Consider the following 24614-nt stretch of genomic DNA (forward strand, 5'->3'; position numbering starts at 1 on the left):
GATGGACAGCGCTGAGCGGCGTATGCCACGGGCGTTGCTTACTGACGGGGAGCGGGACGCGATTCGCGGCGACGAGATGGATGAGAGCACACGGTCGAGCCACCGCTCACGGATTCGGAAAAAGCTCAACGAGCGAATGGGGGAGGACGCGGACTTGCTCCGGCGCCACGAGCCAGAACTGTTCAATCTACTGCACGAGCAGGTTTGCGAGAAAGTCTACGACCAACGTATCGCAGAGCTTGAGGCACGAATCGACGAATTGGAGGGGCGGCTGGATGAGGGATGAGCGACGCGATTACGGCGAGAGGTCACCAAACTTCGCGAGCAGATAGATGACGACTGACTACTCGTTCTCGAACACCTCGGCCGCGACATCGGCGAACTCGCTGGTCCACTCGGTGTAGTGGGCGATGTCGCCGACGTGGTAGCGCAGGCGCCACTGCCGGTCGCCGACCGACGTCTCGAGGAGCGGTCTGATCCTTCAGCCGACGCCGTCGCAAGCCGAGTTTCAGCACGTGACAGCGACGATGTAAGTCAGTAGGACGCAGTGTTTTCGTCGACCCCCCGGGGGTAAAGGGGATATTGGAGGTCGACGAAAACGATTTAGTGAGAACAGGCTATAGCTGGGCTATGGCCCGTGATTGGGGCATGGTTACAGACGGACCCTCGGGCGGTTGAAGCGCGGCACTCGGAGCGGTCGCGGCCGACTACCTCAACGTTACAGACGGACCCTCGGGCGGTTGAAGCCAGTAGTAGGTGTTCGTGGCGTTCGTGTCGAACGGTTACAGACGGACCCTCGGGCGGTTGAAGCCGATTACAACAATCTATCCTCGAGTCCTTATTGTCGGTTACAGACGGACCCTCGGGCGGTTGAAGCGCCACAACACCTATCGGATGATCGTAGCCACAATCGTTACAGACGGACCCTCGGGCGGTTGAAGCGATTTCGTCCTGCCGGCGGGTGAGCGAGACGGATTGGTTACAGACGGACCCTCGGGCGGTTGAAGCAATCTCTCGTGCCATGTTAGTACAATAACCCCCCAGTTACAGACGGACCCTCGGGCGGTTGAAGCCAGTTCTGTTTGACAAGGCGCTTTCCGAGTTTCTTAGTTACAGACGGACCCTCGGGCGGTTGAAGCGGGTGTCGCTACTGCAAAGACGATGATTCAAAAGGTTACAGACGGACCCTCGGGCGGTTGAAGCGGGAACCGGTCGACAAGCTCGGGGAAAGCGAGGACCGTTACAGACGGACCCTCGGGCGGTTGAAGCCCGACTCGCTCTTGTCGGGATGGATGACCCACCGGTTACAGACGGACCCTCGGGCGGTTGAAGCCTCGGTCCGGCAGTCGTCCGCGCCGTCGTCGTAGAGTTACAGACGGACCCTCGGGCGGTTGAAGCCCGTAGAAGACCATCTCGGCCTCCTCCGTGGCGTGTTACAGACGGACCCTCGGGCGGTTGAAGCTCGACTTCGACGTCGACGACTTGACCGGCGTACTCGTTACAGACGGACCCTCGGGCGGTTGAAGCCCGAGGACGAACAGCACCGCGACAAGGCCCAGCTCGGGTTACAGACGGACCCTCGGGCGGTTGAAGCCCCGACATCGAAGTTCTTGCAGTGTTTGTGACCGCGTTACAGACGGACCCTCGGGCGGTTGAAGCTGATACTGTTCCGCAATCTCCTCCGGAACGGGCTGGTTACAGACGGACCCTCGGGCGGTTGAAGCTGCCATTGTTATATTTGCAAGTCAGTTTCTAACGCTGGTTACAGACGGACCCTCGGGCGGTTGAAGCGGCGGTACGTCTCTGTACTCTTTGACCAACTTGTCGGTTACAGACGGACCCTCGGGCGGTTGAAGCACCAGCTTTGGGCCATAGACTGTTTTCGCAAACGAGTTACAGAGTTACAGACGGACCCTCGGGCGGTTGAAGCATTTGGCTTGTAACGGATTGTGACCGTGTAGAAATCGTTACAGACGGACCCTCGGGCGGTTGAAGCTTGAGGTACGCCGTCTTTCGCCAGTCTTGTTCTGTCGTTACAGACGGACCCTCGGGCGGTTGAAGCATCTAGCTCATCCCCATCAAAGAAGCGTCTGGCTGGTTACAGACGGACCCTCGGGCGGTTGAAGCGCGACGGCGTGAGGGCCATCGACTCAAGCCTCCGGGTTACAGACGGACCCTCGGGCGGTTGAAGCAGGTCATGAGTACCGTCATCGATACAACCGCGCGTTACAGACGGACCCTCGGGCGGTTGAAGCGTCACTCATCGGCACCGCCCCCACCGAGGTGTGAAAGTTACAGACGGACCCTCGGGCGGTTGAAGCAATCTCTGCAAAGCTCTCTTGCTCATTCTGAATGGCCGTTACAGACGGACCCTCGGGCGGTTGAAGCCAGCGCAAAGCCGGCCGCGCCGCCCCGACAAACTTCGTTACAGACGGACCCTCGGGCGGTTGAAGCTTGCTTGATGTGGGTGTGCAGCCGGGCCACGTTGGTTACAGACGGACCCTCGGGCGGTTGAAGCCTTAAGCTGGACTTTGCGCTGGTCCACGAACGTCGGTTACAGACGGACCCTCGGGCGGTTGAAGCAAGACGGCGGTATTGGACCGAGTCACATCGAAATCGGTTACAGACGGACCCTCGGGCGGTTGAAGCGGTCAACTACCCACACCCCCGATGTTGCATCATGAGCGTTACAGACGGACCCTCGGGCGGTTGAAGCAGCTGGTCGGACTGGCCGAGGATCTCGTCCGACAGTTACAGACGGACCCTCGGGCGGTTGAAGCAAGGCTAGACAACTCATTCTCGAAGTTGTCCATCGAGTTACAGACGGACCCTCGGGCGGTTGAAGCGGTCAACTACCCACACCCCCGATGTTGCATCATGAGCGTTACAGACGGACCCTCGGGCGGTTGAAGCAACCGGTCGTCGTCCGGGATTTCGTCCATTGTCTCGTTACAGACGGACCCTCGGGCGGTTGAAGCTGGTAGATGTCGTCAGTCTTCTTCCGCGTCCCGGTTACAGACGGACCCTCGGGCGGTTGAAGCATGCCCGACTCGGAGGACGCTATCGACAAGGGTGTTACAGACGGACCCTCGGGCGGTTGAAGCGACCTCATCTGCGCCCAGACCGGTCGGCAACTCCAGGTTACAGACGGACCCTCGGGCGGTTGAAGCCTGGTACAATGGGCCGCACGTACGAGGACATTGAGTGTTACAGACGGACCCTCGGGCGGTTGAAGCATCCCGATTGTCGAACGGAAGGCCACGAACAAGCGAGTTACAGACGGACCCTCGGGCGGTTGAAGCCGACGAAAAGGAGGACAGTTCGTAATGGCCGACACTAGTTACAGACGGACCCTCGGGCGGTTGAAGCTCGTCAACGTCGCCACGGACTTCAACGTGGTCTGGTTACAGACGGACCCTCGGGCGGTTGAAGCATCGGCTTCAACGGTGGCGGCGGCAACCTGATGAACGTTACAGACGGACCCTCGGGCGGTTGAAGCTCTCCCTCCGACCGTCGTGGCCAGTGGGTCGCCGGTTACAGACGGACCCTTGGGCGGTTGAAGCAGCATCTCCTCGTTGAGCCGGCGAATCTCCTGTTTGTTACAGACGGACTCTCGTGCAGTTGAAACTCGCTGGACAGGACACCACCCAACCATCTATTTGGGTTACAGACGGACTTCCGGACTGTTGTAGCCATCTCTTGTCGATCCGCAAAGCTACCTTCTGAGCCAATACCATCAATCCTCAAGCGTCCAAATCCAGCGATAGCTCTACTTACACTCCGCTACCCTGACCCTTTTGTGTTGGCCGGGAAATGAGTCTGTCGTGACGTATCAACTAAGTACAAGCGGGGTGGGCTGACCGGTGCGGATACTCACACGTCTACAAGCTCGCGCCGACGCCGCCTACGACAACACCTATCATCACAAACTCCGGGGGCGGTTTTGGCAAGCCCTCGAAGGCAGTACGTACGACGGTCTCCACGACGCGAACCAACCCAAGCCGTTCGCATACAGTAACCCGTTCCCGCCAGGCGACATGGAGGAGGGTGACGAGCGAAGCCTCCTCGTCGCCTCCACCGATGAATCCCTCCTCGCCCATATCGCCGAGGACCTCACGCATGACCGGGAACTGAACATCGGCGAGATGCCGTTCCACGTCGACGAGGTCACACCGCTGTCGCCCGACGTCGGCGAACCCGGGGCCAGCGGAACCCTCGAAACCGGCACCGGCGTGCTGGTTCGGATCCCACCGTGGCGCTTCGACGAGTACGACATCGACGTCGACCACGACGAAGCGGAGTTCTGGCGGCCCGAGCATACGATGGAGCCGTTCCGGAACCAGATCGAGGCCAACCTCGACAAGAAACACGGCCTCTACGCACCGGACTACTTGCCCGGGCCCTCGGACGTCGATGGTGACCTCTTCGACGGCTACGAGCTCATCAAGACCTTCGCCATTCCGGTCACGCCGACGCAGGGTCGAGAAGAGACGTGGGTGCTGAGCAAGTGGCGCTTCGACTACACCGTCCGAGATGACGACCACCGTCGCCACCTGAATCTGGCGCTGGACGTCGGGCTCGGCGAGCGCAATTCGCTGGGCTTCGGGTTCATGAATGTGACTGACAAGACCACGATAGGGGGGACTCACTCGAATGCTCTCCCCTGACGAATTCGAGGCGGAGTATGGAGACCGCTTGGATGATGAAATCCCGGAACGGCCGGTTTCGACGCTCCGGGATATCCAGCACCTTTACGGCCGACTTTACACCTTGGCAAACCCCGAAAGCGGGGGGTTTTCCGCATATCTCACCCCCGACGAGTCCCGGGACATCCACGACGAGCCAGAGAGTCTAATCGCGCTCCGCATCAACCTCAATGACAATGAGAGTGCGACACTGGCCGACGATCCGGTCGAAGTGTCGACGCTCACCGATGCGCTTGTCCCTGCAGTCGCACACTGCGACTACGACTCATCTGCGGGCATCGACCACAGCATCACCCACCGGACCGGTCAGAACAAGCCACCGGGAAGAATTGCTGGCTATCTCGTCGATCGCCTCACTCGCTGGGCGACCGACGAAGTGGTCGCTGACGCTGCAGCTGACCATGAGGACGGCTGGATAGTCGACGCACTCGCTGAACTGGGCGAGGATGAGTCACTACCGGAGCGCGTTGAGGCGGCGGTCACAACAAAACTCGACGGGAAGACGACGGCGCTGACGACGGTGAAGGTTCAACCGCCCGACGCCGAGAAATATTTTTATCCAGGCGAACTCGCTACGGAAAGCGCGGAACTGAACCAGACCGACGTGTTTCAGGTTGCGATGCGGGCGCGCAAGCTATCGAAACTCGTCGACAAGAACGCTGCTGACGATTCACAGGGGGAAGCCGTCGACCTCCTCACTGGCGAGGGTACACAGACGGTCGGGATGGCTGAGGACCCGCTCAACTACTTTCTCGGCAAACAACACGAATCGTTCCCAGGGTTGGATCCGGAGGAGGCGTGGAGAGCACACCCCCTTTCTGAGGATAGTGCAGTGATGCTTATCGCCTCCAAGACGTTCGTAAACGCCTGTTCCTATGGTGCGCTGAACATGCGAGTGTATTACCTACCGTACTTTTTTGGCCGGCCGACGGTCGAGAAGGTGCTCGCGCTGTACGACATTCTTTATGCTGTCTACCAGAACGACGATCTGACGCCAGTCGAACAGGCCTATCAGTCCTACACCAGCGATAGCTCCTTTGGGATCGATTCGAGCCACGAACTCCGATTTTATGTCGGCGCAATCCAGTACCAACATGAGAATCGCTTCGATGTGTTCGGCGACACCATCGACGGGTCGCTCATGTATCCCGTCGACCTCTCGAACGCACACGAAGCGGTCGTCGAGAGCCCAGTATTCGACGACGCGGAGTTTCCCCGGACAGCGCCCCTACCAACGCACCCAGACTGGGGCCTCCTTACGGCAGGTACACAGCTCCGGAGCATCGCCACCGGCTGGTACCTAACGCAGACGTTCCCCGACTTGGCATCTGATGAGGAGATCTCGTCCGACGACTACCGCATCAAGGCGCTCGTAAATATTCTCTCTGGGGAGCCACTGCTGGCCGAGGAACTACTCCAGGAGTACACCGAGGCAATCACCAACACCGATGGTGACGACCACCCGTCACTCACCATCGCCTCGCAGTTCGCACAGCTGTCCGCGCTGGCCGAGGCCGGTCTGCTCGACACAAACGACTCGCGCTACGAACCGCTGACCAAAGCACCCACCTACGATTCACCGACTACGATGACACAGACAGACGAGATACGTGCCGACGGCGGCCACGCCGCCCTCGAACGTGAAATGAAACTTGAATCGTTCATTGACGGAACCCCGGCGATACGAGAGGATCCCCGACGAAAGGCGGCATTCCTCCTTGGCGCGCTCATTGGGCATATTTCCGGGTATCAAGAATCGAGCGAAGGCCGCGCGACGACACTCGTTGACCAGCACCCCATCAAGGGGCTGACAGTCCGAAAGTTCAAGCGGACGTTACAGGAGGCGATCGACAAGGACGTCGTCTATTCGCGGGATAACCGAATGAGTTCGACGATGTACGCCGAAGTGGTGGACGAACTCCGCGCAGCCGTCGCGGACAGCGGGACCGACCCCGATGAGTGGGAGATAGACACGACAGATCTCCGGTTTTACTACTCGCTAGGGGTCACATACGGTCTCAACGACTACGAGCCGAACGAGGAATCGAGCGACGAACCGACCGACGACGCAGAGGAGGCCTAATACATGTCAGAGACAACTGGGACTGTGACGAACCGATCCGAAATCGTATTTCTGTACGACGCCGTCGATGCGAACCCCAACGGCAACCCGCTAAGTGGATCAGACCGTCCGCGTATCGACCCGGAGACACAGCAGTGCGTCGTCACCGACGTCCGGCTGAAGCGGTATCTCCGTGATCAACTCGATGACGACGGCCACGGGGTATATATCCGGAGCGTCCAGTCCGATGACGGCAACCAGTACAGTCGCGAGCAACTACTCGGCGACCGACTGCGCGAACTGGACCCCGACGAGTGGGATCTTGATGACCTCGACGATGAAGAACAGGAGGCACTATTCGACGAAGTCTACGGGACATTCCTCAGACACAGCGCCGATGTGCGGTACTTCGGCGCGACCATGAGCGTCGATCTGAAGGGCAAGTACGAGGGATTCGATGACTACCTTCCAGACCACTTTCAGGGTCCGGTCCAGTTCTCGCCGGGTAAGTCGATGCACGCGGTGTCCGAAAACGAGGAGTATAACAGCCTAACAAGTGTCATCGCCACGGGAGAGGGGAAAGAGCAGGGTGGCTTCGACTTGGATGACCACCGAGTGAAGTACGCGCTGATACGCTTTCGTGGGCTCGTCGACGAACACGGGGCCGACGACACGAACCTGACCGAGGCCGACGTGCGGCGACTCGACACACTCTGTTGGCGCGCGTTGAAGAACCAGACGACGAGTAGGAGCAAGATCGGACAGGAACCACGTCTCTATGCCCGAGTCGAGTACGCCGAGGAGAGCTTCCACTTGGGGGATCTCTCTCGTGAATTGCGCGTCGACGAAGATCACTCGAAACCTGACGAACAGCTCCGCTCTATTCGAGACGTGGTTGTCGACGTAGACTCATTCGTCGATCGCCTTGATGAGAACGCCGAGCGAATCGACACGATCCACGTCGCCGGCAGTCCATCGCTACGAATCTCCGCTGACGGGGACGTGACCGACGTTGAAGCGTTCTACGACGAACTGGAGGATGCTCTCGGGCCGGACAGCGTCCACGTTATCGACGTCTACGGCGAGTTCGAGGAGACCCTCCCCGAGACCGCCAGATGACGATGGGCGAGACCAACGCCGACGCTGACGACCAGCCGGTAGGAGAGACGTGTCTCTCCTTCACCGTGCGCGGCGAGTGGGGACACTTCCGCCGCGTCGAGGGCAACATCGTCAAGCAGACCTATCGGCTGATGCCTCGAACGACTATAGCGGGACTGCTTGCGGGCGTCCTCGGCATCGGTCGGGACAACTACTACGACCTGTTTGCTGAGGAAGTCTCGGCCATCGCAATCGAGCCTCGTGGGACACTCAGGACGATGAACATCCCGCAGAACACGCTCTCGACGGCCAAGGCAAACATCGATATGCACCCTTCACGCGGCCATGCCCGCATTGGCCTTCCTGACCCGACCGACCTCCGCCAACAGCATAACTACGAAATGCTGGTGGAGCCCGAGTACCGAATCGACTGCTGGCTCGACGATGAGGAGACCTACGCTAACCTCCGCCGCCGGCTCCGCAACGGCGAGAGCTACTACACACCCAGCCTCGGTCTTTCTGAGTGTCTCGCGTCGATAACGTATCACGGCGAACACAACATAGAATCCGCCGACGCAACCGACCCAGTAGTTGACTCTGCCGTCGTCGAAGCAGTCGACTCCGTCGTGCTTGACCAAGAAACGCCAGTGCGGACCGAGCAGTCGCCAGGATTCATGCGGACGGACGACGGCGGCCGTGTCACGACTGATTTCGTCGCCTACGGGTTCAGTCCCCGGGGCGACCCGCTCACCGTCCGCGACACCGACGCCTGCGTTGTCGGCGGGCGGAAGGTCATGTTCAGTTGAAGATGTTCGAACGAACGGACCGGTACTCACACTATCGGCACAACGGCGAACCGATTCATCTCCTTGATCACCAGCGGGACGTGGCGGAACGTGTCACCTATCTCGCCCCGATGGCAGCTAGGAGCTGTGCCGGTATCCCAGTCTCGGAGCTTGTGCGGCCCGCCGCTCTCGTCCACGACTTCGGTAAGCTCACGACCGCGTTCCAGCGACATCTTGACGGCGAGTCCGTTGACGAACCGAAGAGCCATGCTCCGCTGGCTTCTTTCGCGGCGTTCTACGCGCTCGACGAGATCGGGTATGACCGCGTCGACGCGCTGGTCGGGCTCGTCGCCGTCGCCAAGCACCACGGCGACCTTCCCGACATCGCCGACTACGTCTTCGAGAACACGCATCCAGAACAACAGCGGGGCAGAAAGCGCATCGAGAGGATTCGGTCACAGATCGAAGATATCGACGACAACGCCGCTGCCCTTGCCGATGAAATACTGTCCGAAGCGACCGATGGCGCAGGATCGTGGGACGAGTTCGCGAACCATGTGGCCGGCGAGCAGTTCCTCCTCAATGTACTCGGTCCCGTAACCGGTAGGACTCCAATGAACTCGCAACCGGACGCACTACCCGAGGACTTCTACGATGCGGTGCTTTCGGTCTGGTCGACGCTGACACTCGCCGATAAGACGAGCGCAGCCGCGCTCACTGCTGGAGCAACGCTTGACACCGCTGCGTATGATGGAGATCGACCGTCACTATCCAGTCTCGAAGACAAAATCGCGACCCTCAAGGATTCGCTGGACTCTGATGCGACGGCTGACGAGCGGCGAATCCACGAGCTTCGCGGCGACGCCCATGAAGAAGTAATGGACGCCGTCGGGGAGTTCAGAGACGCTAATGCCTCCGTTGCGTCCATTACGCTTCCAACCGGACTGGGCAAGACACTGACCGGTATCAACGCCGGTCTCGAACTGCTTGCACGGGACGAGACGGACGAGGGACGACTCATCTACGCACTCCCGTTTACCTCGATCATCGACCAAGTCGCAACCGAGTGTCGGGAGGTGTTCGACACAAACGGCCACGACAAGATACTGACGGTCGACCACCACCTAGCAGAGACGGTCATCGACAGGGCTGAGTTCGGTGAGTCGGACCCAGACACAGTTGCACATATTGAGGCTCTCCTCGGGGAAAGCTGGCGCTCCGGGATGGTTGTGACCACATTCGTCCAGCTGTTCGAGAGCCTCGCTGGACCGTCGAACGGGCAGTCGACGAAACTCTCCGCACTTGATGGGAACGTCGTCATCCTCGACGAGCCTCAGGCGCTCCCCGAAGCGTGGTGGCCACTGGCTCGTCGCCTCGTGACTCTGCTGGAAGACCAGTACAGCGTTCGCACTATTGTGATGACTGCGACGCAACCAAAAGTGTTCGAGCAGGATGGGCGAACAACGTACGAACTCGTTGAGCGACCTGATCGGTACTACGAAGCCCTCGACCGGGTTGTGTTCGAACTGGACGAGTCGGCGGCGTCGTTCGTTAACGACGAGCCGACTCCACTCGGTTACGAGACTGCCGCCGCAACGCTACTTTCCAAAACCGACTCTGATGAGTCGGCGCTGGCGATATGCAACACCATCGATAGTGCACGGGAACTGACCGACGCGCTGATTGCAAAGCAGGAGTTCACGTCACTGAACGATGTCTACGACGAGGTACTCGCCGGCTGTGGAACATTGACCTCCGCGGTCGAACCAGCTGCCGTCGTTGCGGCGGTGCGCAGCGCCCGCGATGGAACCGACCCGGTCTTGCTTCATCTTACGACCCGTCACCGCCCGGTCGACAGACAGCTCCTTCTCGATGTGACGAAGGAACTCCATGCTGTGGGCATCCCGGTTGTTGCCGTAACGACCCAGCTTGTCGAGGCTGGCGTGGACATCAGCTTCAACCGTGTATACCGTGACTTCGCGCCGATGAGTAGCATCGTTCAGGCGGCGGGTCGGTGTAACCGATCGTTCGAACGCGATTGCGGGAAGGTGACAGTGTGGCTCCTCGAATCACCAGGAGATCTTCAGCAGCTCCCGTCAACTGCCGTCTATGGTGGTGATGGGGCAGAAAGCCGGCCGAAACTGACCGCACAGGCCATAGCCGCACATCGCAGTGACGGCCAAAGTCAATTCTCCGAGACATCAATGTCATGGAACGTGGTCACCGACTACTTCAAGCGATTGCAGGACCGGAATCCTGGAAATAGGGAGTATGTCGAGTACGTGACAGACGCGAAGGGCGACGAACTCGGTCACCTATCGCTGATACAGTCAGGTAACGCTGTTGATATCGTCGTCGCCCGGACTGGGCCTGAGGAGGAGTTGCTTGGCGAAATCGAAGAAGCCTTCGATGGCTACCAGTTCGATCAACTTGACGAGACCCTGGCGGACACACGAGAACTACAGGTATCCATTCCGCTGTACGACGAAACGAGCGAGGAAGCACGCCGAATCAGCGACTTAAACCCAGTCCATGCCGGCGCGACGCTCCGACAGGTGAAAGCACGGACAGACTCATACGATGCCTTTTCGGCCTTGGCTGGCCTGTCAGTCCCGAGTTCGTCTGTCGACAACAGATTCCTATGACCAACGAGCCACCAGACATCAACACCGACGATACGGATCCGGTCGAGAAACTGCTCTGTTCGGCCCGTGACGAGGCCGTCGACGACCCGTTCCACGTTACCGGCGTAATGATGCAGTACTACGAAGTTTGTGAACGGGAGCTCTGGTTCGCCTCTCGGCATCTCGAAATCGACCGGGACAACGTCAATATCGCCCGAGGTACACAGGTCGATGACACGGCCTACGACGACAAACGTCGTAACGTATCTATCGACGGGACCATCGCTATCGACGTACTGGACGACGGTCGGGTAATGGAGGTGAAACCATCCTCATCGCTCGTCAAGCCGGCAAAACTCCAGTTACTCTATTACCTCTGGTATCTCGACCGAGTCGTCGGCGTCGAACGAGAGGGCGTACTTGCTCATCCGACGGAGCGCAAGCGCGAGACTGTGACACTCACCGATGAGAACGTCAAGTGGGTCGAGAAGGCGATTCGTGGCATCTACGATGTCACTACCAGTGACTCGCCACCACCTGCGGAGGAAAAGCCGTTCTGTGAGTCCTGTGCATACCACGACTTCTGTTGGAGTTGCTAACATGAACGACAACTACCACGTGTTCACCGACGGCCGTCTCGAACGACACAACGACACGATCCGCCTCGTCACCGAGGACGGCGAGAAAAAGTACTTGCCCATCGAGAACGCCGAAGCACTGTTCTTACACGGGCAGATCGACTACAACACTCGGCTCGTCTCCTTTCTCAACGACGTCGGCGTCGCGATACACGTCTTCGGCTGGAACGACTACTACGCGGGTTCGATAATGCCCGAGCGGGGACAGACGTCCGGACAGACGCTGGTCGAACAGGTCAGAGCCTATGACGATTCGACCCGACGGTGTGCCATCGCCCGTCGGTTCATCGAGGGAAGCATCCACAACATGCGAGCGAACGTGAAGTACTACGACGGCCGCGATCACGATTTCGGCGCCGTCATCGACCGCTTAGAAGCCCAAGCCGAATCGCTCTCCGCGGAAATGGATACGAACGAGTTGATGGGGATCGAGGCAACTGCCAGAAAGGCGTACTACTCGATCTTCGACGATGTACTCCCGGACGGGTTCGTCTTCGGAGGGCGACAATACAACCCGCCGGACAACGAAGTAAACAGTCTCATCTCGTTCGGTAACTCACTGGTCTACGCTAACGTCGTTTCGGCGATCCGTGCGACAGCGCTCGACCCAGCTGTGAGCTTCCTACACGAACCCGGCGAGCGGCGGTACTCGCTCGCTCTCGACATCGCGGATCTGTTCAAACCGCTTCTGGCCGACCGGATCATCTTTCGCGTCGTCAACCGTAATCAGCTGCAACTCGACGATTTCGAGTCGGATCTCAACGGCTGCCTGCTCGACGAAAACGGACGGAAAACCTTCTCGAAAGCTTTCGAAGAAAGCCTAGATCAGACCGTCGATCATCCGAGACTGAATAGGAAGGTGAGTTACCAGTACTTGCTCCGGGTCGAGGTGTACAAACTAAAAAAGCACCTGCTCACCGGTGAGGAGTACGTCCCGTTCAAGCGGTGGTGGTAACCGTGGTGTACGCCATCATCGTCTACGACGTACAGGCCGACCGGACCCCGAAATTTCTCAAATATCTCCGGCGGTATCTCACGCACGTACAGAACTCGGTGTTCGAAGGCGAACTCACCGAGGGGACGCTCGTCGAAGTCAAAGAGACACTCCAATCGATGCTCGAAGAGGGGGAGTCCGTGATGGTGTATCGGATGGACTCGGAGAGTTACGTCGAGCGATCCGTGTACGGTGACGATCCAATGGACGACCAACAGTTTCTCTAGGTATTTTCGTCGACCCCCAGGGGTTCAGGGGGTATTGACGGTCGACGAAAATAGTGAAGTGAATTCGGTTGCAACAGCCGCTATGGCCCGCAAATCGGCCATGGTTTCAGACGGACCCTCGTGGGGTTGAAGCACGAGGACGAGGTCGCCGCTCGTCAGTCGGTCCTCGTTTCAGACGGACCCTCGTGGGGTTGAAGCCGGTCCATACCGGCAGTAAGGGGCGGTTACGGCAGTTTCAGACGGACCCTCGTGGGGTTGAAGCGGTATCTTGCTGGCGAGTCCCGCCGCCGCACCCCCGGTTTCAGACGGACCCTCGTGGGGTTGAAGCCGCCGACTCTTTGGGCCAGAGCGAGTGTAGGTCCAGTTTCAGACGGACCCTCGTGGGGTTGAAGCGGGGGCAACGCGACGATGGACACCTTCGACGCCAGTTTCAGACGGACCCTCGTGGGGTTGAAGCAACGACGACACGCCCCCACAGTGGGGAGGGTCCGAGTTTCAGACGGACCCTCGTGGGGTTGAAGCCGGAAGCGTGGTCGTCGAGAGTGTTAACCAACATCGTTTCAGACGGACCCTCGTGGGGTTGAAGCAAGCACGGGCTCTACAGCGACGTCATCCGGGAGGAGTTTCAGACGGACCCTCGTGGGGTTGAAGCGATGAATCCGGGACCGATGCCCCTGTCCACGACTCGTTTCAGACGGACCCTCGTGGGGTTGAAGCCTCGAGACGAAGCGCGCCGAGTTGCAGGAGCGCTAGTTTCAGACGGACCCTCGTGGGGTTGAAGCGAACAGACTGAGGACGGCGACCTGCCCCAGCCGACGAGTTTCAGACGGACCCTCGTGGGGTTGAAGCACCGCTTGATGGGTTCGACGTAGTCCACCTTGACACGTTTCAGACGGACCCTCGTGGGGTTGAAGCTTACAGAGTGCCGTGAGGTTCATCGGGTGGTTATTCGTTTCAGACGGACCCTCGTGGGGTTGAAGCGCCTCCATCTCCGAGGTGTCCACCTGTCGCGCCCGGTTTCAGACGGACCCTCGTGGGGTTGAAGCGATCGGACGCTATCACGTCGAGCGAGAACACACCCGTTTCAGACGGACCCTCGTGGGGTTGAAGCGTTCTCTAATCGGGACTTGTACAACTGCGTTGCTGGTTTCAGACGGACCCTCGTGGGGTTGAAGCAGCGACTGACCGTCGCCGACCTGTTCTTCTTCCAGCGTTTCAGACGGACCCTCGTGGGGTTGAAGCGTGCCCTGGCCCGCCGGCGCGTCGGGACTGCTGGTTTCAGACGGACCCTCGTGGGGTTGAAGCGGCCTCCTGTGGGCGGTGATACGATGAGCTTCGTGTTTCAGACGGACCCTCGTGGGGTTGAAGCATCCACCGCTACCTGACCGAACGCAAGCGACTCGAAGTTTCAGACGGACCCTCGTGGGGTTGAAGCTGGCAGGCCCTCGCCGCCAGCGACGTCGACACTGAGTTTCAGACGGACCCTCGTGGGGTTGAAGCAACGTCGATACGGACGTGCAAGCGCCGGACGTGCAGGTTTCAGACGGACCCTCGTGGGGTTGAAGCGACTGATGCTTTACTTTGTCAAACACGGCTACCAGGTTTCAGACGGACCCTCGTGGGGTTGAAGCAGTGGTGCCGAAACTGCCCAGCTCTCGGTTACGAACGTTTCAGACGGACCCTCGTGGGGTTGAAGCCCGATGAACGGCGACCACGACCAGTACATCAAGACTGTTTCAGACGGACCCTCGTGGGGTTGAAGCCCGTTGGTGGCTACGGTCGCTCGAACGTTGCTGAGAGTTTCAGACGGACCCTCGTGGGGTTGAAGCGCGAAGTCAAAGAGCTCGTGCGCGTCTTCGACGAGGGTTTCAGACGGACCCTCGTGGGGTTGAAGCGGATGATGGCGTCACGTACCTGTTCCCAGAAGAGGGGGTTTCAGACGGACCCTCGTGGGGTTGAAGCTTTCGACGATGTGATTGACCAGTTGCTGGATATAGCGTTTCAGACGGACCCTCGTGGGGTTGAAGCCTCTATCTTCGTCATGCTGTACCTCCGCTATACGCGTGTTTCAGACGGACCCTCGTGGGGTTGAAGCAGCAGGAACTTCAGAAGCGAGTCGAGGCCGCCGCCGGTTTCAGACGGACCCTCGTGGGGTTGAAGCGTCTACAAGGCGCTGCGGGACGTCGACGTCGTCGAGTTTCAGACGGACCCTCGTGGGGTTGAAACATCGCCGAGGGGCAACAGCAGCAGGCCGCCGAGCGCGTTTCAGACGGACCCTCGTGGGGTTGAAGCCTGGCACCCGTCACCGGCCGGCCGGAGATCCTGGGTTTCAGACAGACCCTCGTGGGGATGAACCATCTCCAGCGCGGAGACCTGCTGATGAAGCTCGGACTAATCGAGAAGGTTAACGATGGCTTTTTCGAACTCGTTAGATGGCGCGAGGAACACGTCGACAACGACTGACCTATTCCCGCTCGAACGCCTCACTCGACACCTCGGCCAGTTCACTCGCTTCGATGTGGCTGTACATCTCGCTCGTCGTCGACGGGTCTTCGTGCCGGAGTGCCCGCTGGGCGGCTTCGAACCCGACGTTCCGGTAGAGGAACTCGCCGACGCCGCGCCGCGCGCCGTGGGGAGTGAGGTAGTCCTTGGGCCCGTCGACGTCGATATTGCCATCCTCACAGAGTCGTTTGAGGATGGAACGGACGCCGTTGACCGAGATGGACGGCGGCCGAGCGTCGTGGTCGCGCAGCGCGTCGAGCAGATCGTCGCCGGGCTCGGCGTCGTCGGGGAACTGGCTATGCAGCGACGGCGCGTGCAGCGTCGGGAAGACGGGCCACGAGTCGGCAGGCGGGTCCAGCACCGTCTCCCAGCGCTCGACGGCCGGCTGGGCCTGTTCGGGCAGTTGGAGGTGCTGGCGTTCCTGATTCTTCCCGAGGACGGTGATGCGGTTGTCGCCGAGTTCGACGTCGGACCACGTGATGCCGGTCCGGCGCTCGTCGCGACTGTCACGGACCAGTTCGCTCACACGGGCGCCTGTGTACGCGAGGACGTAGACGAGTGCCCGGTCCCGAACTTCGGTCCGGGCGTCGAGGCCGTCGGCGTCGATGGCGGCGTGGGCCTGTTCGTCGGCGTAGTTGCAGAGTGCCTGTCGCTCGCGAGGACTCCAGAACTGCTGGGTGTCGGTCTGTCCGAGTGAGCGTTCGGGGAGCTTGTCGGTGACGCGCTCGACGATGGCGGGGTTCTCGGTCAGCCACTCCCACTTCTGGCAGTGCGTGAGGAACGCACGGACCAGCGAGTAGTACTGGTGGGCGGTCTCGCCGGTGATACCCGCCTCGCCCGTGGGGTCGGCGGCGCGGGCCTGGGCGCGGCGCGAAAGGTAGTCGGCGTAGCTCTCCATGTGTCGCGGTTCGACCTCGTCGACGTACTCGAGGCGGTCGCAGTGCTGGTCGGCCCACTGCCGAACGACGCGGGCGGCCATGTCGGCGTAGTTGCCCGAACCCTCCAGTTTCGCCTTGTCGGCGACGAAGTGCTCGATAGCCTCGGAGAGGGGTTTGCGGCCGTCAGACGGTGGGTGCTGGTCCTGTGGCATCCGTTCGGCTTACCCGAGGGCGCGCGGGTCCAAAAATCCACCGTGCATTATGTGGTTAATGTACAGTGTGTTGTCGGCGGCGGCGATTCCGTCGATTTCGGCAGATAGTGGAGTTTTCGGTCCAGTTTGGACCGTTTGAGAGTTCCCATAAACCGTATAATGCAATATCCAAACTGACACCTAATCGAGATCGAGGATGATTAACCGTTAGTTCCTCACGGTTCTACACACCACGTTTCCGGAAAGAATCAGCGGGCGATGCTACTCGAAGGCCACCGGAACCACCGAAGCTACTAGAATTCTAGAAGGAAGTGACGTCTGACTGCCCGTCGTCCACACCGGAGACGCTCTGCCGTCGCACCCCGTGCGGCGGGACGATCTCCCCGGACTCCAGGGAGTCGGTGAGCCCAACCACGATGACGCTGTAGACGATCGAGATCCTCATCGCCCTAAAGAGCGAGGGTTCCCGAGCGTTGGGATATTATTGTGCGATAAAACGATGGTTTTCACATCGAATTGTGGGTCAAAGATCGGCTGAGCTCAGAATAATTGCAGTAATCCAGCTTGCAATTGTAGCAACAAAAAGGATTACTGTAATCATAATTAGTCTGTCAAACTCTGGCTGAGTTATCTGTCCGTCAAGAATCGAGTTAAAAAAGTATAGTGTGGTCACCACAAGAGCGAATATAAACACAGTTGTGACCATCGTAGCATAGGGATGGTTGTAGACACCTGTTCGCAGATCTATCATCTTCGAGTAGTCCTTACAAATGTCAAATTCGGGAACTGGCTTGAATCATTCGCCTCAGAGTCGCTTGTCTCTGTCACTTGTAGATTCGCTTCGATATATTGCCATCGTCAAAACTGTTTGTGATTGATGCCGATCCGACTATATCCTTTCCTTGTTCAGTAACGTTCTTGCCGAGCGGCTGTAGGCGCCGCGATAACGCAGCTCGTTCTCCGCTCCCCGATTATAGCCCCCAAAAGAATACAATTCCGACTGTTGTAACGACAGTTAGTATCAGTTGTAACGGTGCACCGACGCGTGCGAAATCCGTGAATTTGTACCCGCCTGGACCGTAGACCATGAGGTTCGTCTGGTAGCCGACGGGGGTCAGTAGCGGTGTGCTGGCCGCGAAGGTCACGGCCATCACGAACGCGAAGGGGTTGACGCCGAGCTGGCCGGCAACCTCGACCCCGATCGGTAGCAACAACACGACGCTGGCGGAGTTGCTGACCATCTCCGTGATGATCGCGGTCCCCAGGTAGAACAGCCCCAGGACCGTGATCACGGGAAGGAGAACGCTGACGGAAACGACAAGGTCGGCGATGAGGGCCGCCGTCCCGGACGCCTCGACCGCGATACCGAGTGGGATGACACCCGCCACCATGAAAATCACCTCCCAGTCGACGGCCTCGTACGCCTCCTCGGGTGTGAGGATACCGGTGAAGAACATCGCTGCGACGCCCGTCAGCGCACTCACCATGAGCGTGAGGACGTCGAGTGCCGCGAGTCCGAGAGCACCGACGAGGATCCCCAGCGCGATGGGGATCTTCGACCGGTCGAAGTCCTCCCATCTGTCCTCGCCCGCGATGGCGACGTTCGTGTCCCTCGCAATGCGATCGAGCACTTGATCCGGCGCCTGGACGAGGATGACGTCGCCGGCCTGCAACCGGACCTCTCGGAGGCGCTGGCGGATCACCTCGTCGCCGCGCCGGATTGCCAGAACTGTCACCTCGTAGTCGCGCTCGAAGTCTGCGACACCGCTGCGCCGACTCGACCATGGCCCGGGTAATAGCACGACTTCGGTGAGTTCGATCTCTTCGTCGGGAGCCTCTTCATCCGTCTCGTCGCCGTCTTCCTCCGTGTCTTCGCTAGCCGCCTCGTCCTCGGCGACAGAGTCGCTGCGCTCCGCGTCGAGCGACTCCCAGCCGTGACGCCGTGGCGAGAAGCCGGGTGGAAGGGACGCATCGTCCTCCGTGGCCGCCTCCATGACCTCCGGTAACAGCTGCAGGTGGTCCTGCTCGATGACCTCCTGGAGGGTTTCCTGTTCGGCCCTGACGGAGAGGACGTCGCCGGCCTGGATCCGTTCCGATCCGAGTCCCCGGGCGAGCGTCCGGTTGCCACGAACGATCTGGAACACGTCGAGATCGAGGTCCCGCTCGCTCAGTTCCCCGACCCGAGAACCGACGAGCGGCGAGTCCTCCATGACGACGACATCGGTGAGGTAGTCGGTCATGCCGAACGCGTCGGTGGGCGACTCCGCCGGCTCGATCCGTGCCGGAGTGAGATATCGACCGACGGTGAGCAAGTACACGATCCCCACGAGCAAGACGATGGCGCCCAGGTGCGTGAACTCGAGCAGCGCGAACGGCTGTGCGTCGGGACCGCCGACCTGGACCCACACCTCGCTCGCCAGGAGGTTCGTTATCGTCCCGACGACGGTGAGCATGCCACCGAGCATCGAGGCGAACGACAGTGGTATCAGGAGCTTCGAGGGCGACGTCTTCGTTTGCCGGGCGAGGTTCATTATCGCAGGTATCAACACGGCGACGACCGAGACGTTGCTGACGACCCCGCCCGGCGGCCCGGAGAGCGTGACCGTGGCGAGCAACTGCCGGAACTCGTTGTCCCCGGCAAACGCGATCAATTTCCGCGTGAGGATCTGGATGACGCCGGTCCGTCGGACGCCTTCACTCAGGACAAACATCGCCAAGACGGTGAGCGTCGCGGGGTTCGAGAATCCCGAGACGCCCTGCTCCGGCGACACGCCGGTCCACTCGCCGAGGAGGATGAGTGCGACAACGAGGCCGACCGCGGTGGCGTCGATCGGAACCGGCTGGGTAACGAAGAGGACGAAGACGATAGCGATGATCGCCAGTACGACGACCACATCGAGCGAAACCGGAAACTGCACAGGGAGTAGCTGTAGCGGCCATCCGGTGCTCAAAGAGAAGGAGGAGAAGACAGCACTCATTTATTTATTGTCTCTGAGGATTGCTTGGATAATTACATAGAATTTGGGTTCTCTCCCGGGTCCAGATGCTCGACCCTACTTTCCAGTCATCCGAACCCCCTCGAACTGCGAATGCTCAGGTGCGACGCCGAGCTATTCGACTGCCTATACGAGACTGAACACCATCGTATGTAAACAGCCTCGGGCGCGGTGGCCGAGGCTTTTTATAAGGATATAAAATAACGATCAAATCTGTTGGCTTTCCCGCAACGTTGACGAATAGAATTCTATACTCACAACAATCAGCTCGCTTTGAAGTTGTTTTATATGATTTTAGTAGATGGAACGAGAGGCCCCCATATGGACACACGACAATCGAGCAACCCTAGCTCCCATCCCCACCGATGGTAAATGTCGCGCTCTCGCTGGCGCAGGTCGTCGTTGCGCTGGCTCTGGTGGTGTTGAACGGCTTTTTTGTCGCTGCAGAGTTCGCCTTCGTACGGATACGAGGGACCTCGGTCGAACAACTTGCTGAAGAGGGGCGCACGGGTGCGGGAACGCTCCAAGAAGTGATGGCGAATCTCGACGACTATCTCGCGACGACGCAACTCGGCATTACCATCGCCTCGCTCGGGTTGGGGTGGGTCGGCGAACCAGCCGTGGCGGCGCTCATCGAACCTGTACTGGAACCGATTCTCCCGCCGGGTCTCATCCATCTCGTCGCTTTTGCAATCGGCTTCAGTATCATCACGTTCCTCCACGTCGTCTTCGGTGAACTCGCGCCGAAGACGCTCGCAATCGCTCAGACCGAGCGACTCTCCCTGTTCCTTGCCCCGCCGATGAAGTTCTTCTATTACATCCTCTATCCGGGAATCGTCGTCTTCAACGGGGCTGCCAACGCATTCACGCGAGCACTCGGTGTGCCTCCCGCTTCCGAAACGGATGAGACGCTCGGCGAACGGGAGCTCCTTCGGGTACTGACTCGCTCCGGCGAGGAGGGTGACATCGACACTACGGAAGTGAAGATGATCAAGCGGGTCTTCGATCTCGACGACATCGTGGTGCGGGAGGTCATGGTTCCACGACCGGACGTGGTGAGCGTTCCGGCGGATGCCGCACTCTCAGACCTCCAGTCGATCATCCTCGAGGCTGGTCATACGCGCTATCCAGTTCTTGATGCCGACGACGGCGACCAAGTGATCGGATTCGTCGACGTCAAGGACGTGTTACGAGCCGAAGTGGAGGGCGGGGACGACGAGGTAGTCGGCGACATCGCCCGCGAGATCGTCATTGCTCCCGAGACGATGGCACTGAGCGATCTTCTGAGACAGTTCAGGGAAGATCAACAGCAAATGGTCGCAGTTATCGACGAGTGGGGAGCATTTGAGGGGATTGCAACGGTTGAAGACGTCGTCGAGGCGCTCGTTGGAGACCTCCGAGATGAGTTTGATATGGACGAGCGTGAACCCTCGATTCGCCGGCGTGGCGATGAGGGGTACGACATTGACGGGAGCGTCCCGCTGTCGAAAATCAACGACATGATTGAGGGAGAGTTCACAAGTGAAGAGGTCGAAACGATCGGTGGACTGGTACTCGAGCAACTCAACCGTGCGCCAGAACGTGGCGATCGCGTTGAGGTCGCTGGGTACGTCGTTGAGGTGACGAGCGTTGAGGGGACCCGAATTTCGACAGTCAGGGTCCACGAACGCGAAGAGGATGATTCAGGGGTGGACTGATCGGGATTATCGTATCCGGTAGGAGGTCCAGAGACCCTCGACCGGCAGAGGGATGAGATTCGCATGAAAGCGAATCTATGGACTACTGCGATACCAGATACACGCGTTGTATCTTGCATAGCTTCAGGAAAATAATCTGAATTTGTTATATTGATTGCTCGCAAGTCCACGGTTGAAGCTACACTCAGCCCGGCTGTGCTCCTCGTTCGCTGGCGTGCACTGCGGTGCTCTGTGAGCACGAGGGCTCACGCCTGAGTTTAGCGACATATGCACAGGAGTTCGATAGCAGCGAGCTAGCTCACAGAACCGCTACTTCCCGCGTCCAACCGTGATGACGGGAACTGGTGCGGAGCGGACGGTCTTCTCGGCGACGCTCCCGAGAAGGATTCGATCGCTCCCGCGTCTCTCTGTCGTTCCCATCACGACGGCGTGGATATCGTTCGAGTCGATGGTGTCGAGTATCACCTCGGTAGGGGACCCGTGTTCGACGTGCCGGAAAGTGTCCGAAACGCCGCGTGTCTCCGCCTCGGACACGAGGTCGTCAACAGCATCGGTCGCAACCCGTTCACGTTCCTGTCCCGAAATCGTGGAGCGAACGTCCAGACCCAGGGAGGTATCGTCGACGACAGACAGCACGTGAACAGTCGCATCGAGAGCCGTTGCAAGTGAGAGGCCATGCTCGCCAGCATGGGCCGCACCGGCACTCCCGTCGGTCGGTATGAGGATGTTCTCGTAGGGGAACACCAGTTGTTCGTCGGGCTGCATCCGCGCTGTGAGGACAGGGACGGAAGACAGACGGACGACCTTCTCCGTGACGCTCCCGATGAGGTATCGTGATATCCCCTCCCGACCGTGGGTCGGCATCACGATCACGTCGTACTCATATTGCTCAGCGTACTCGACGATTGTCGGCGCTGGATGCCCCTGGACGACGTCAGAATCGGAGTCGACACCGAGTGTGTTCAGTGTCTTCTCTGCTTCCTCGACGATGTCCTCGCCCTCCTGAACAAGGGTGTCAACGACCTCGGTTTCGACGACGGTAACACTATGGAGTGTCGTATCCGCGACGAACAGAACGTGGATCGTGGCGTCGGCCCAGTGTGCGATCTCGGCAGCGTGATGCAATGCCTCCGCAGCCCCATTGCTTCCATCAAACGGGAGCAGAACGTCCTCGTACATGTGCACTGTGAGTACCTACGGGCATCACGCTCAAGTGGCTTGTCACCCACCAGCAGAGGCGTCTCACCCACCACTCGAGTCCGGCTCCCGAACCCACATCACCGGAACTGGCGACGTTCGGACGATCTTCGCACTTACCCCACCCATCATATATCGGCTGAAATCGGTCTTGCCGTGCGTGCCGAGGATCGCCACGTCGATCTCGTGTACCTCGATGTAGTTTCGGATCTCTTTCGACGGGACACCGAATTCGATTTCACTCTCGATGCGATCGACGGTCGCCGCCTCTGCGGTCTCGATGGCGTCTGCGATGATCTCGTCCGCTTGGGTGGTGAGTTCCTCCTCTTTCAACAGAGAGCGAGCATCTGGACCGAGGCCTCCTGTCTCGACAACGTGGAGCAGGTGAAGCGTGGCACCAGTTGCGTTTGCGAGGGCGATCCCTTCGGATACCGCGAGTTCCGAACCACGGCTGCCGTCCGTGGGAACCAGAAGATCCTGGCACGGATAGGCGAGTGGTTGGATTCCGGGATTGACTGCAATCACGGGGACGTCTGCGGTGTTGATAGCGCGCTCTGTAACGCTTCCCAGGAGAAACCGCTGCAATCCACGCCGTCCGTGGGTCGGTATCACGATCAACTCGATGCCTGACTGCGTACTATACTCGACGATCGCCTCGTAGGGGTCACCGTGGAGTACCTCCGAGACCACGGTGATGCCGCGTTCTGTCGCGCGCTGTGCTGCTTCGTTCGCGATCTCTGTTCCTTCCTGCTCCAGAACGTCATCCACATCGTCTTGCATTCCGCTACGGCTATCTTGGCTGGTGTCTACGACATTGAGGACGTAGATCGTTGCCTCGTGTTCGGCGGCTATCTGGAGGGCATAGTCGAGGACCGATGCTGCTGGCTCGCTCCCATCTGTGGGAAAGAGGATCTGGTCGTACATAGGAGAGGTCTAAGGGACTGAATAGGCGTTACTGACCCTCGGTAGTGATATCAAACACTCCTTCTTCTGCCGTCTGGGCCTCACGCCACCAGACGAGCTCGAACTCGATACTCTGTTTTGCCTCGGTATCCCCTTCAGACCAGTCCGACTCGCCTTCAAGCTTGAACGTCACCGGGTTCGTCGGGTCCAACTGAACCTGCTTCCCACCGAGTTCGAGCGTCACAGCGTCGTCGCTGTCAAGTTGCTCGGCTAGTTCGCGGAGGTACAATGCAATTTCGGACCGCGTTTTCTCGGCTTCAGTTTCGAGTTCTCCCATACGTACAGATACGCGGGAAGTCCCGATAAACGAAGGAGGAGATTCTCTATCCGAAGGAATCGCTCACCGGTGCTAGATTAGAAATACGCTGCATGAGACTGGTTGTTGAGTCATTTTTGTTTTCTTACCAAGCAATAGTCTCAACGCGTATGCATTGAGAGCGCCAGTCTCAACTTCTGTGTTTTTTCTTCCAGCAGATGACCGGCCTAGACAGTGTCAGACAATAATCGGAATAAATCAACGCCAAGTACAGTAGATGCCTACTTTTCGCCAAATTTTACAGAGATTTTAGGCTCGTTACTACCTGTAGCCTCAACTAAGAGGACGTAGTCACCGTCGTGTTCGTATGGGTCTTGGTCATCACCACTTAAAGAGAGATCTTGACTCACCTTTTCATCGTGACGCGAGCGGAATTCCCACCAGATAGTTTCGTCATCCTCAAAGAATTGAACCTCCTCTTCGGGAACCACATAAGCCCTTACTCTGGTGTTTTCCGACCGTCCGATCGCTCGAATAACGTATCGCTTGCTCGATTCTGGATCTATATCCAAGTCCCACTTCTTGTAAGACTCATCGCTGCCGAGTGTTACAGTATCATCTACCAAATACTGGCTTTCGTTTGAGCCGTTACTCCTCTCTTGACCGCGCTCAGAAGCGTTCTCACTCATTTTTCTTTGTCTCCGTTTGATTTTCCTCAGGAGACATTCCATATAATGTTAGTGATGTTTTAATATCTATTGTGACTCAGAAATAGAGTT

At 59.0% G+C, this 24614-nt stretch carries 17 protein-coding genes and 2 CRISPR repeat arrays; of the genes, 10 read left to right on the top strand and 7 right to left on the bottom strand.

What is annotated here, in order from left to right; genetic code table 11:
• The first annotated feature begins 22 nt into the window (after window positions 1-22).
• The 9 genes from G9465_RS24855 to cas2 all read left to right on the top strand — a co-directional run bounded on the left by G9465_RS24855 (window position 23) and on the right by cas2 (window position 13134).
• On the top strand, window positions 23-286 hold the full coding sequence (locus tag G9465_RS24855) for a hypothetical protein (RefSeq protein ID WP_166976120.1): 264 nt from the start codon (window positions 23-25) through the stop codon (window positions 284-286).
• Between the two features lie 365 nt (window positions 287-651).
• A CRISPR array of direct repeats spans window positions 652-3693; the repeat unit is 30 nt; unit sequence GTTACAGACGGACCCTCGGGCGGTTGAAGC.
• Window positions 3694-3863: 170 nt separating this feature from the next.
• Window positions 3864-4667, top strand: a complete 804-nt coding sequence (gene cas6, locus G9465_RS24860) for a CRISPR-associated endoribonuclease Cas6 (RefSeq protein ID WP_166976123.1) — start codon at window positions 3864-3866, stop codon at window positions 4665-4667.
• Window positions 4668-4770: 103 nt separating this feature from the next.
• Window positions 4771-6789: a type I-B CRISPR-associated protein Cas8b/Csh1 gene (cas8b, locus tag G9465_RS24865; RefSeq protein WP_349674927.1), complete on the top strand. Its 2019-nt coding sequence runs from the start codon at window positions 4771-4773 to the stop codon at window positions 6787-6789.
• 3 nt (window positions 6790-6792) lie between these two features.
• A complete protein-coding gene (cas7b, locus tag G9465_RS24870; RefSeq protein WP_166976129.1) occupies window positions 6793-7887 on the top strand; it encodes a type I-B CRISPR-associated protein Cas7/Csh2 in 1095 nt (364 codons plus the stop codon).
• 2 nt (window positions 7888-7889) lie between these two features.
• Window positions 7890-8672, top strand: a complete 783-nt coding sequence (gene cas5b, locus G9465_RS24875; RefSeq protein WP_166976268.1) for a type I-B CRISPR-associated protein Cas5b — start codon at window positions 7890-7892, stop codon at window positions 8670-8672.
• A 2-nt stretch (window positions 8673-8674) separates the two neighbouring features.
• Window positions 8675-11296, top strand: a complete 2622-nt coding sequence (locus tag G9465_RS24880; protein WP_166976132.1) for a CRISPR-associated endonuclease Cas3'' — start codon at window positions 8675-8677, stop codon at window positions 11294-11296.
• The gene (gene cas4, locus G9465_RS24885; RefSeq protein WP_166976135.1) at window positions 11293-11874 is read left to right on the top strand and encodes a CRISPR-associated protein Cas4; all 582 of its coding nucleotides are present in this window, start codon (window positions 11293-11295) and stop codon (window positions 11872-11874) included. The genes G9465_RS24880 and cas4 overlap by 4 nt, the downstream gene beginning before the upstream one ends.
• Before the next feature lies 1 nt (window position 11875).
• Window positions 11876-12868, top strand: coding sequence for a type I-B CRISPR-associated endonuclease Cas1b (gene cas1b / locus G9465_RS24890; protein ID WP_166976138.1), 993 nt, complete (start codon window positions 11876-11878; stop codon window positions 12866-12868).
• Between the two features lie 2 nt (window positions 12869-12870).
• Entirely contained in the window at window positions 12871-13134 is a 264-nt protein-coding gene (gene cas2, locus G9465_RS24895) for a CRISPR-associated endonuclease Cas2 (protein ID WP_165896692.1), read from the top strand.
• A gap of 103 nt (window positions 13135-13237) precedes the next feature.
• Window positions 13238-15490: a CRISPR direct-repeat array (repeat unit 30 nt; unit sequence GTTTCAGACGGACCCTCGTGGGGTTGAAGC).
• Between the two features lie 108 nt (window positions 15491-15598).
• On the opposite strand, the gene G9465_RS24900 is transcribed toward cas2, so the two are convergent.
• The 3 genes from G9465_RS24900 to G9465_RS24910 all read right to left on the bottom strand — a co-directional run bounded on the left by G9465_RS24900 (window position 15599) and on the right by G9465_RS24910 (window position 19704).
• A complete protein-coding gene (locus tag G9465_RS24900; protein WP_166976141.1) occupies window positions 15599-16726 on the bottom strand; it encodes a site-specific integrase in 1128 nt (375 codons plus the stop codon).
• A 523-nt stretch (window positions 16727-17249) separates the two neighbouring features.
• Window positions 17250-17477 carry a hypothetical protein gene (locus G9465_RS24905; protein ID WP_166976145.1) on the bottom strand — a complete coding sequence of 76 codons (228 nt, stop codon included), beginning with the start codon at window positions 17475-17477 and terminating at the stop codon, window positions 17250-17252.
• 220 nt (window positions 17478-17697) lie between these two features.
• A complete protein-coding gene (locus G9465_RS24910; RefSeq protein ID WP_166976148.1) occupies window positions 17698-19704 on the bottom strand; it encodes an SLC13 family permease in 2007 nt (668 codons plus the stop codon).
• Window positions 19705-20087: 383 nt separating this feature from the next.
• Between G9465_RS24910 and G9465_RS24915 the strand changes: the two genes are divergently transcribed.
• Window positions 20088-21419, top strand: a complete 1332-nt coding sequence (locus G9465_RS24915) for a hemolysin family protein (protein ID WP_166976151.1) — start codon at window positions 20088-20090, stop codon at window positions 21417-21419.
• A 309-nt stretch (window positions 21420-21728) separates the two neighbouring features.
• Here G9465_RS24915 and G9465_RS24920 read toward each other — a convergent pair whose 3' ends face one another.
• From G9465_RS24920 to G9465_RS24935, 4 genes are all read right to left on the bottom strand, one after another.
• Window positions 21729-22598 (bottom strand): universal stress protein, encoded by an 870-nt coding sequence (locus G9465_RS24920; RefSeq protein WP_166976154.1) that lies wholly within the window; start codon window positions 22596-22598, stop codon window positions 21729-21731.
• Window positions 22599-22661: 63 nt separating this feature from the next.
• A complete protein-coding gene (locus tag G9465_RS24925) occupies window positions 22662-23540 on the bottom strand; it encodes a universal stress protein (RefSeq protein ID WP_166976157.1) in 879 nt (292 codons plus the stop codon).
• Between the two features lie 28 nt (window positions 23541-23568).
• Window positions 23569-23856 carry an amphi-Trp domain-containing protein gene (locus G9465_RS24930; RefSeq protein WP_166976160.1) on the bottom strand — a complete coding sequence of 96 codons (288 nt, stop codon included), beginning with the start codon at window positions 23854-23856 and terminating at the stop codon, window positions 23569-23571.
• Between the two features lie 260 nt (window positions 23857-24116).
• Window positions 24117-24524 (bottom strand): hypothetical protein, encoded by a 408-nt coding sequence (locus G9465_RS24935; protein WP_166976163.1) that lies wholly within the window; start codon window positions 24522-24524, stop codon window positions 24117-24119.
• Window positions 24525-24614 lie beyond the last annotated feature (90 nt).

It is taken from the genome of Haloarcula sp. JP-L23, from assembly GCF_011602445.1.
In the GTDB taxonomy this organism is placed as follows: domain Archaea; phylum Halobacteriota; class Halobacteria; order Halobacteriales; family Haloarculaceae; genus Haloarcula; species Haloarcula pellucida.

What these genes read in the sequence shown, in the direction of transcription:
- G9465_RS24920 (WP_166976154.1), bottom strand. Translation starts at nt 22,598, where the DNA reads ATGTACGAGGACGTTCTGCTCCCGTTTGATGGAAGCAATGGGGCTGCG.
- cas4 (WP_166976135.1), top strand. Translation starts at nt 11,293, where the DNA reads ATGACCAACGAGCCACCAGACATCAACACCGACGATACGGATCCGGTC.
- cas5b (WP_166976268.1), top strand. Translation starts at nt 7,890, where the DNA reads ATGGGCGAGACCAACGCCGACGCTGACGACCAGCCGGTAGGAGAGACG.
- G9465_RS24900 (WP_166976141.1), bottom strand. Translation starts at nt 16,726, where the DNA reads ATGCCACAGGACCAGCACCCACCGTCTGACGGCCGCAAACCCCTCTCC.
- G9465_RS24925 (WP_166976157.1), bottom strand. Translation starts at nt 23,540, where the DNA reads ATGTACGACCAGATCCTCTTTCCCACAGATGGGAGCGAGCCAGCAGCA.
- G9465_RS24855 (WP_166976120.1), top strand. Translation starts at nt 23, where the DNA reads ATGCCACGGGCGTTGCTTACTGACGGGGAGCGGGACGCGATTCGCGGC.
- G9465_RS24905 (WP_166976145.1), bottom strand. Translation starts at nt 17,477, where the DNA reads ATGATAGATCTGCGAACAGGTGTCTACAACCATCCCTATGCTACGATG.
- cas7b (WP_166976129.1), top strand. Translation starts at nt 6,793, where the DNA reads ATGTCAGAGACAACTGGGACTGTGACGAACCGATCCGAAATCGTATTT.
- G9465_RS24935 (WP_166976163.1), bottom strand. Translation starts at nt 24,524, where the DNA reads ATGAGTGAGAACGCTTCTGAGCGCGGTCAAGAGAGGAGTAACGGCTCA.
- G9465_RS24880 (WP_166976132.1), top strand. Translation starts at nt 8,675, where the DNA reads ATGTTCGAACGAACGGACCGGTACTCACACTATCGGCACAACGGCGAA.
- G9465_RS24930 (WP_166976160.1), bottom strand. Translation starts at nt 23,856, where the DNA reads ATGGGAGAACTCGAAACTGAAGCCGAGAAAACGCGGTCCGAAATTGCA.
- G9465_RS24910 (WP_166976148.1), bottom strand. Translation starts at nt 19,704, where the DNA reads ATGAGTGCTGTCTTCTCCTCCTTCTCTTTGAGCACCGGATGGCCGCTA.
- cas1b (WP_166976138.1), top strand. Translation starts at nt 11,876, where the DNA reads ATGAACGACAACTACCACGTGTTCACCGACGGCCGTCTCGAACGACAC.
- G9465_RS24915 (WP_166976151.1), top strand. Translation starts at nt 20,088, where the DNA reads ATGGTAAATGTCGCGCTCTCGCTGGCGCAGGTCGTCGTTGCGCTGGCT.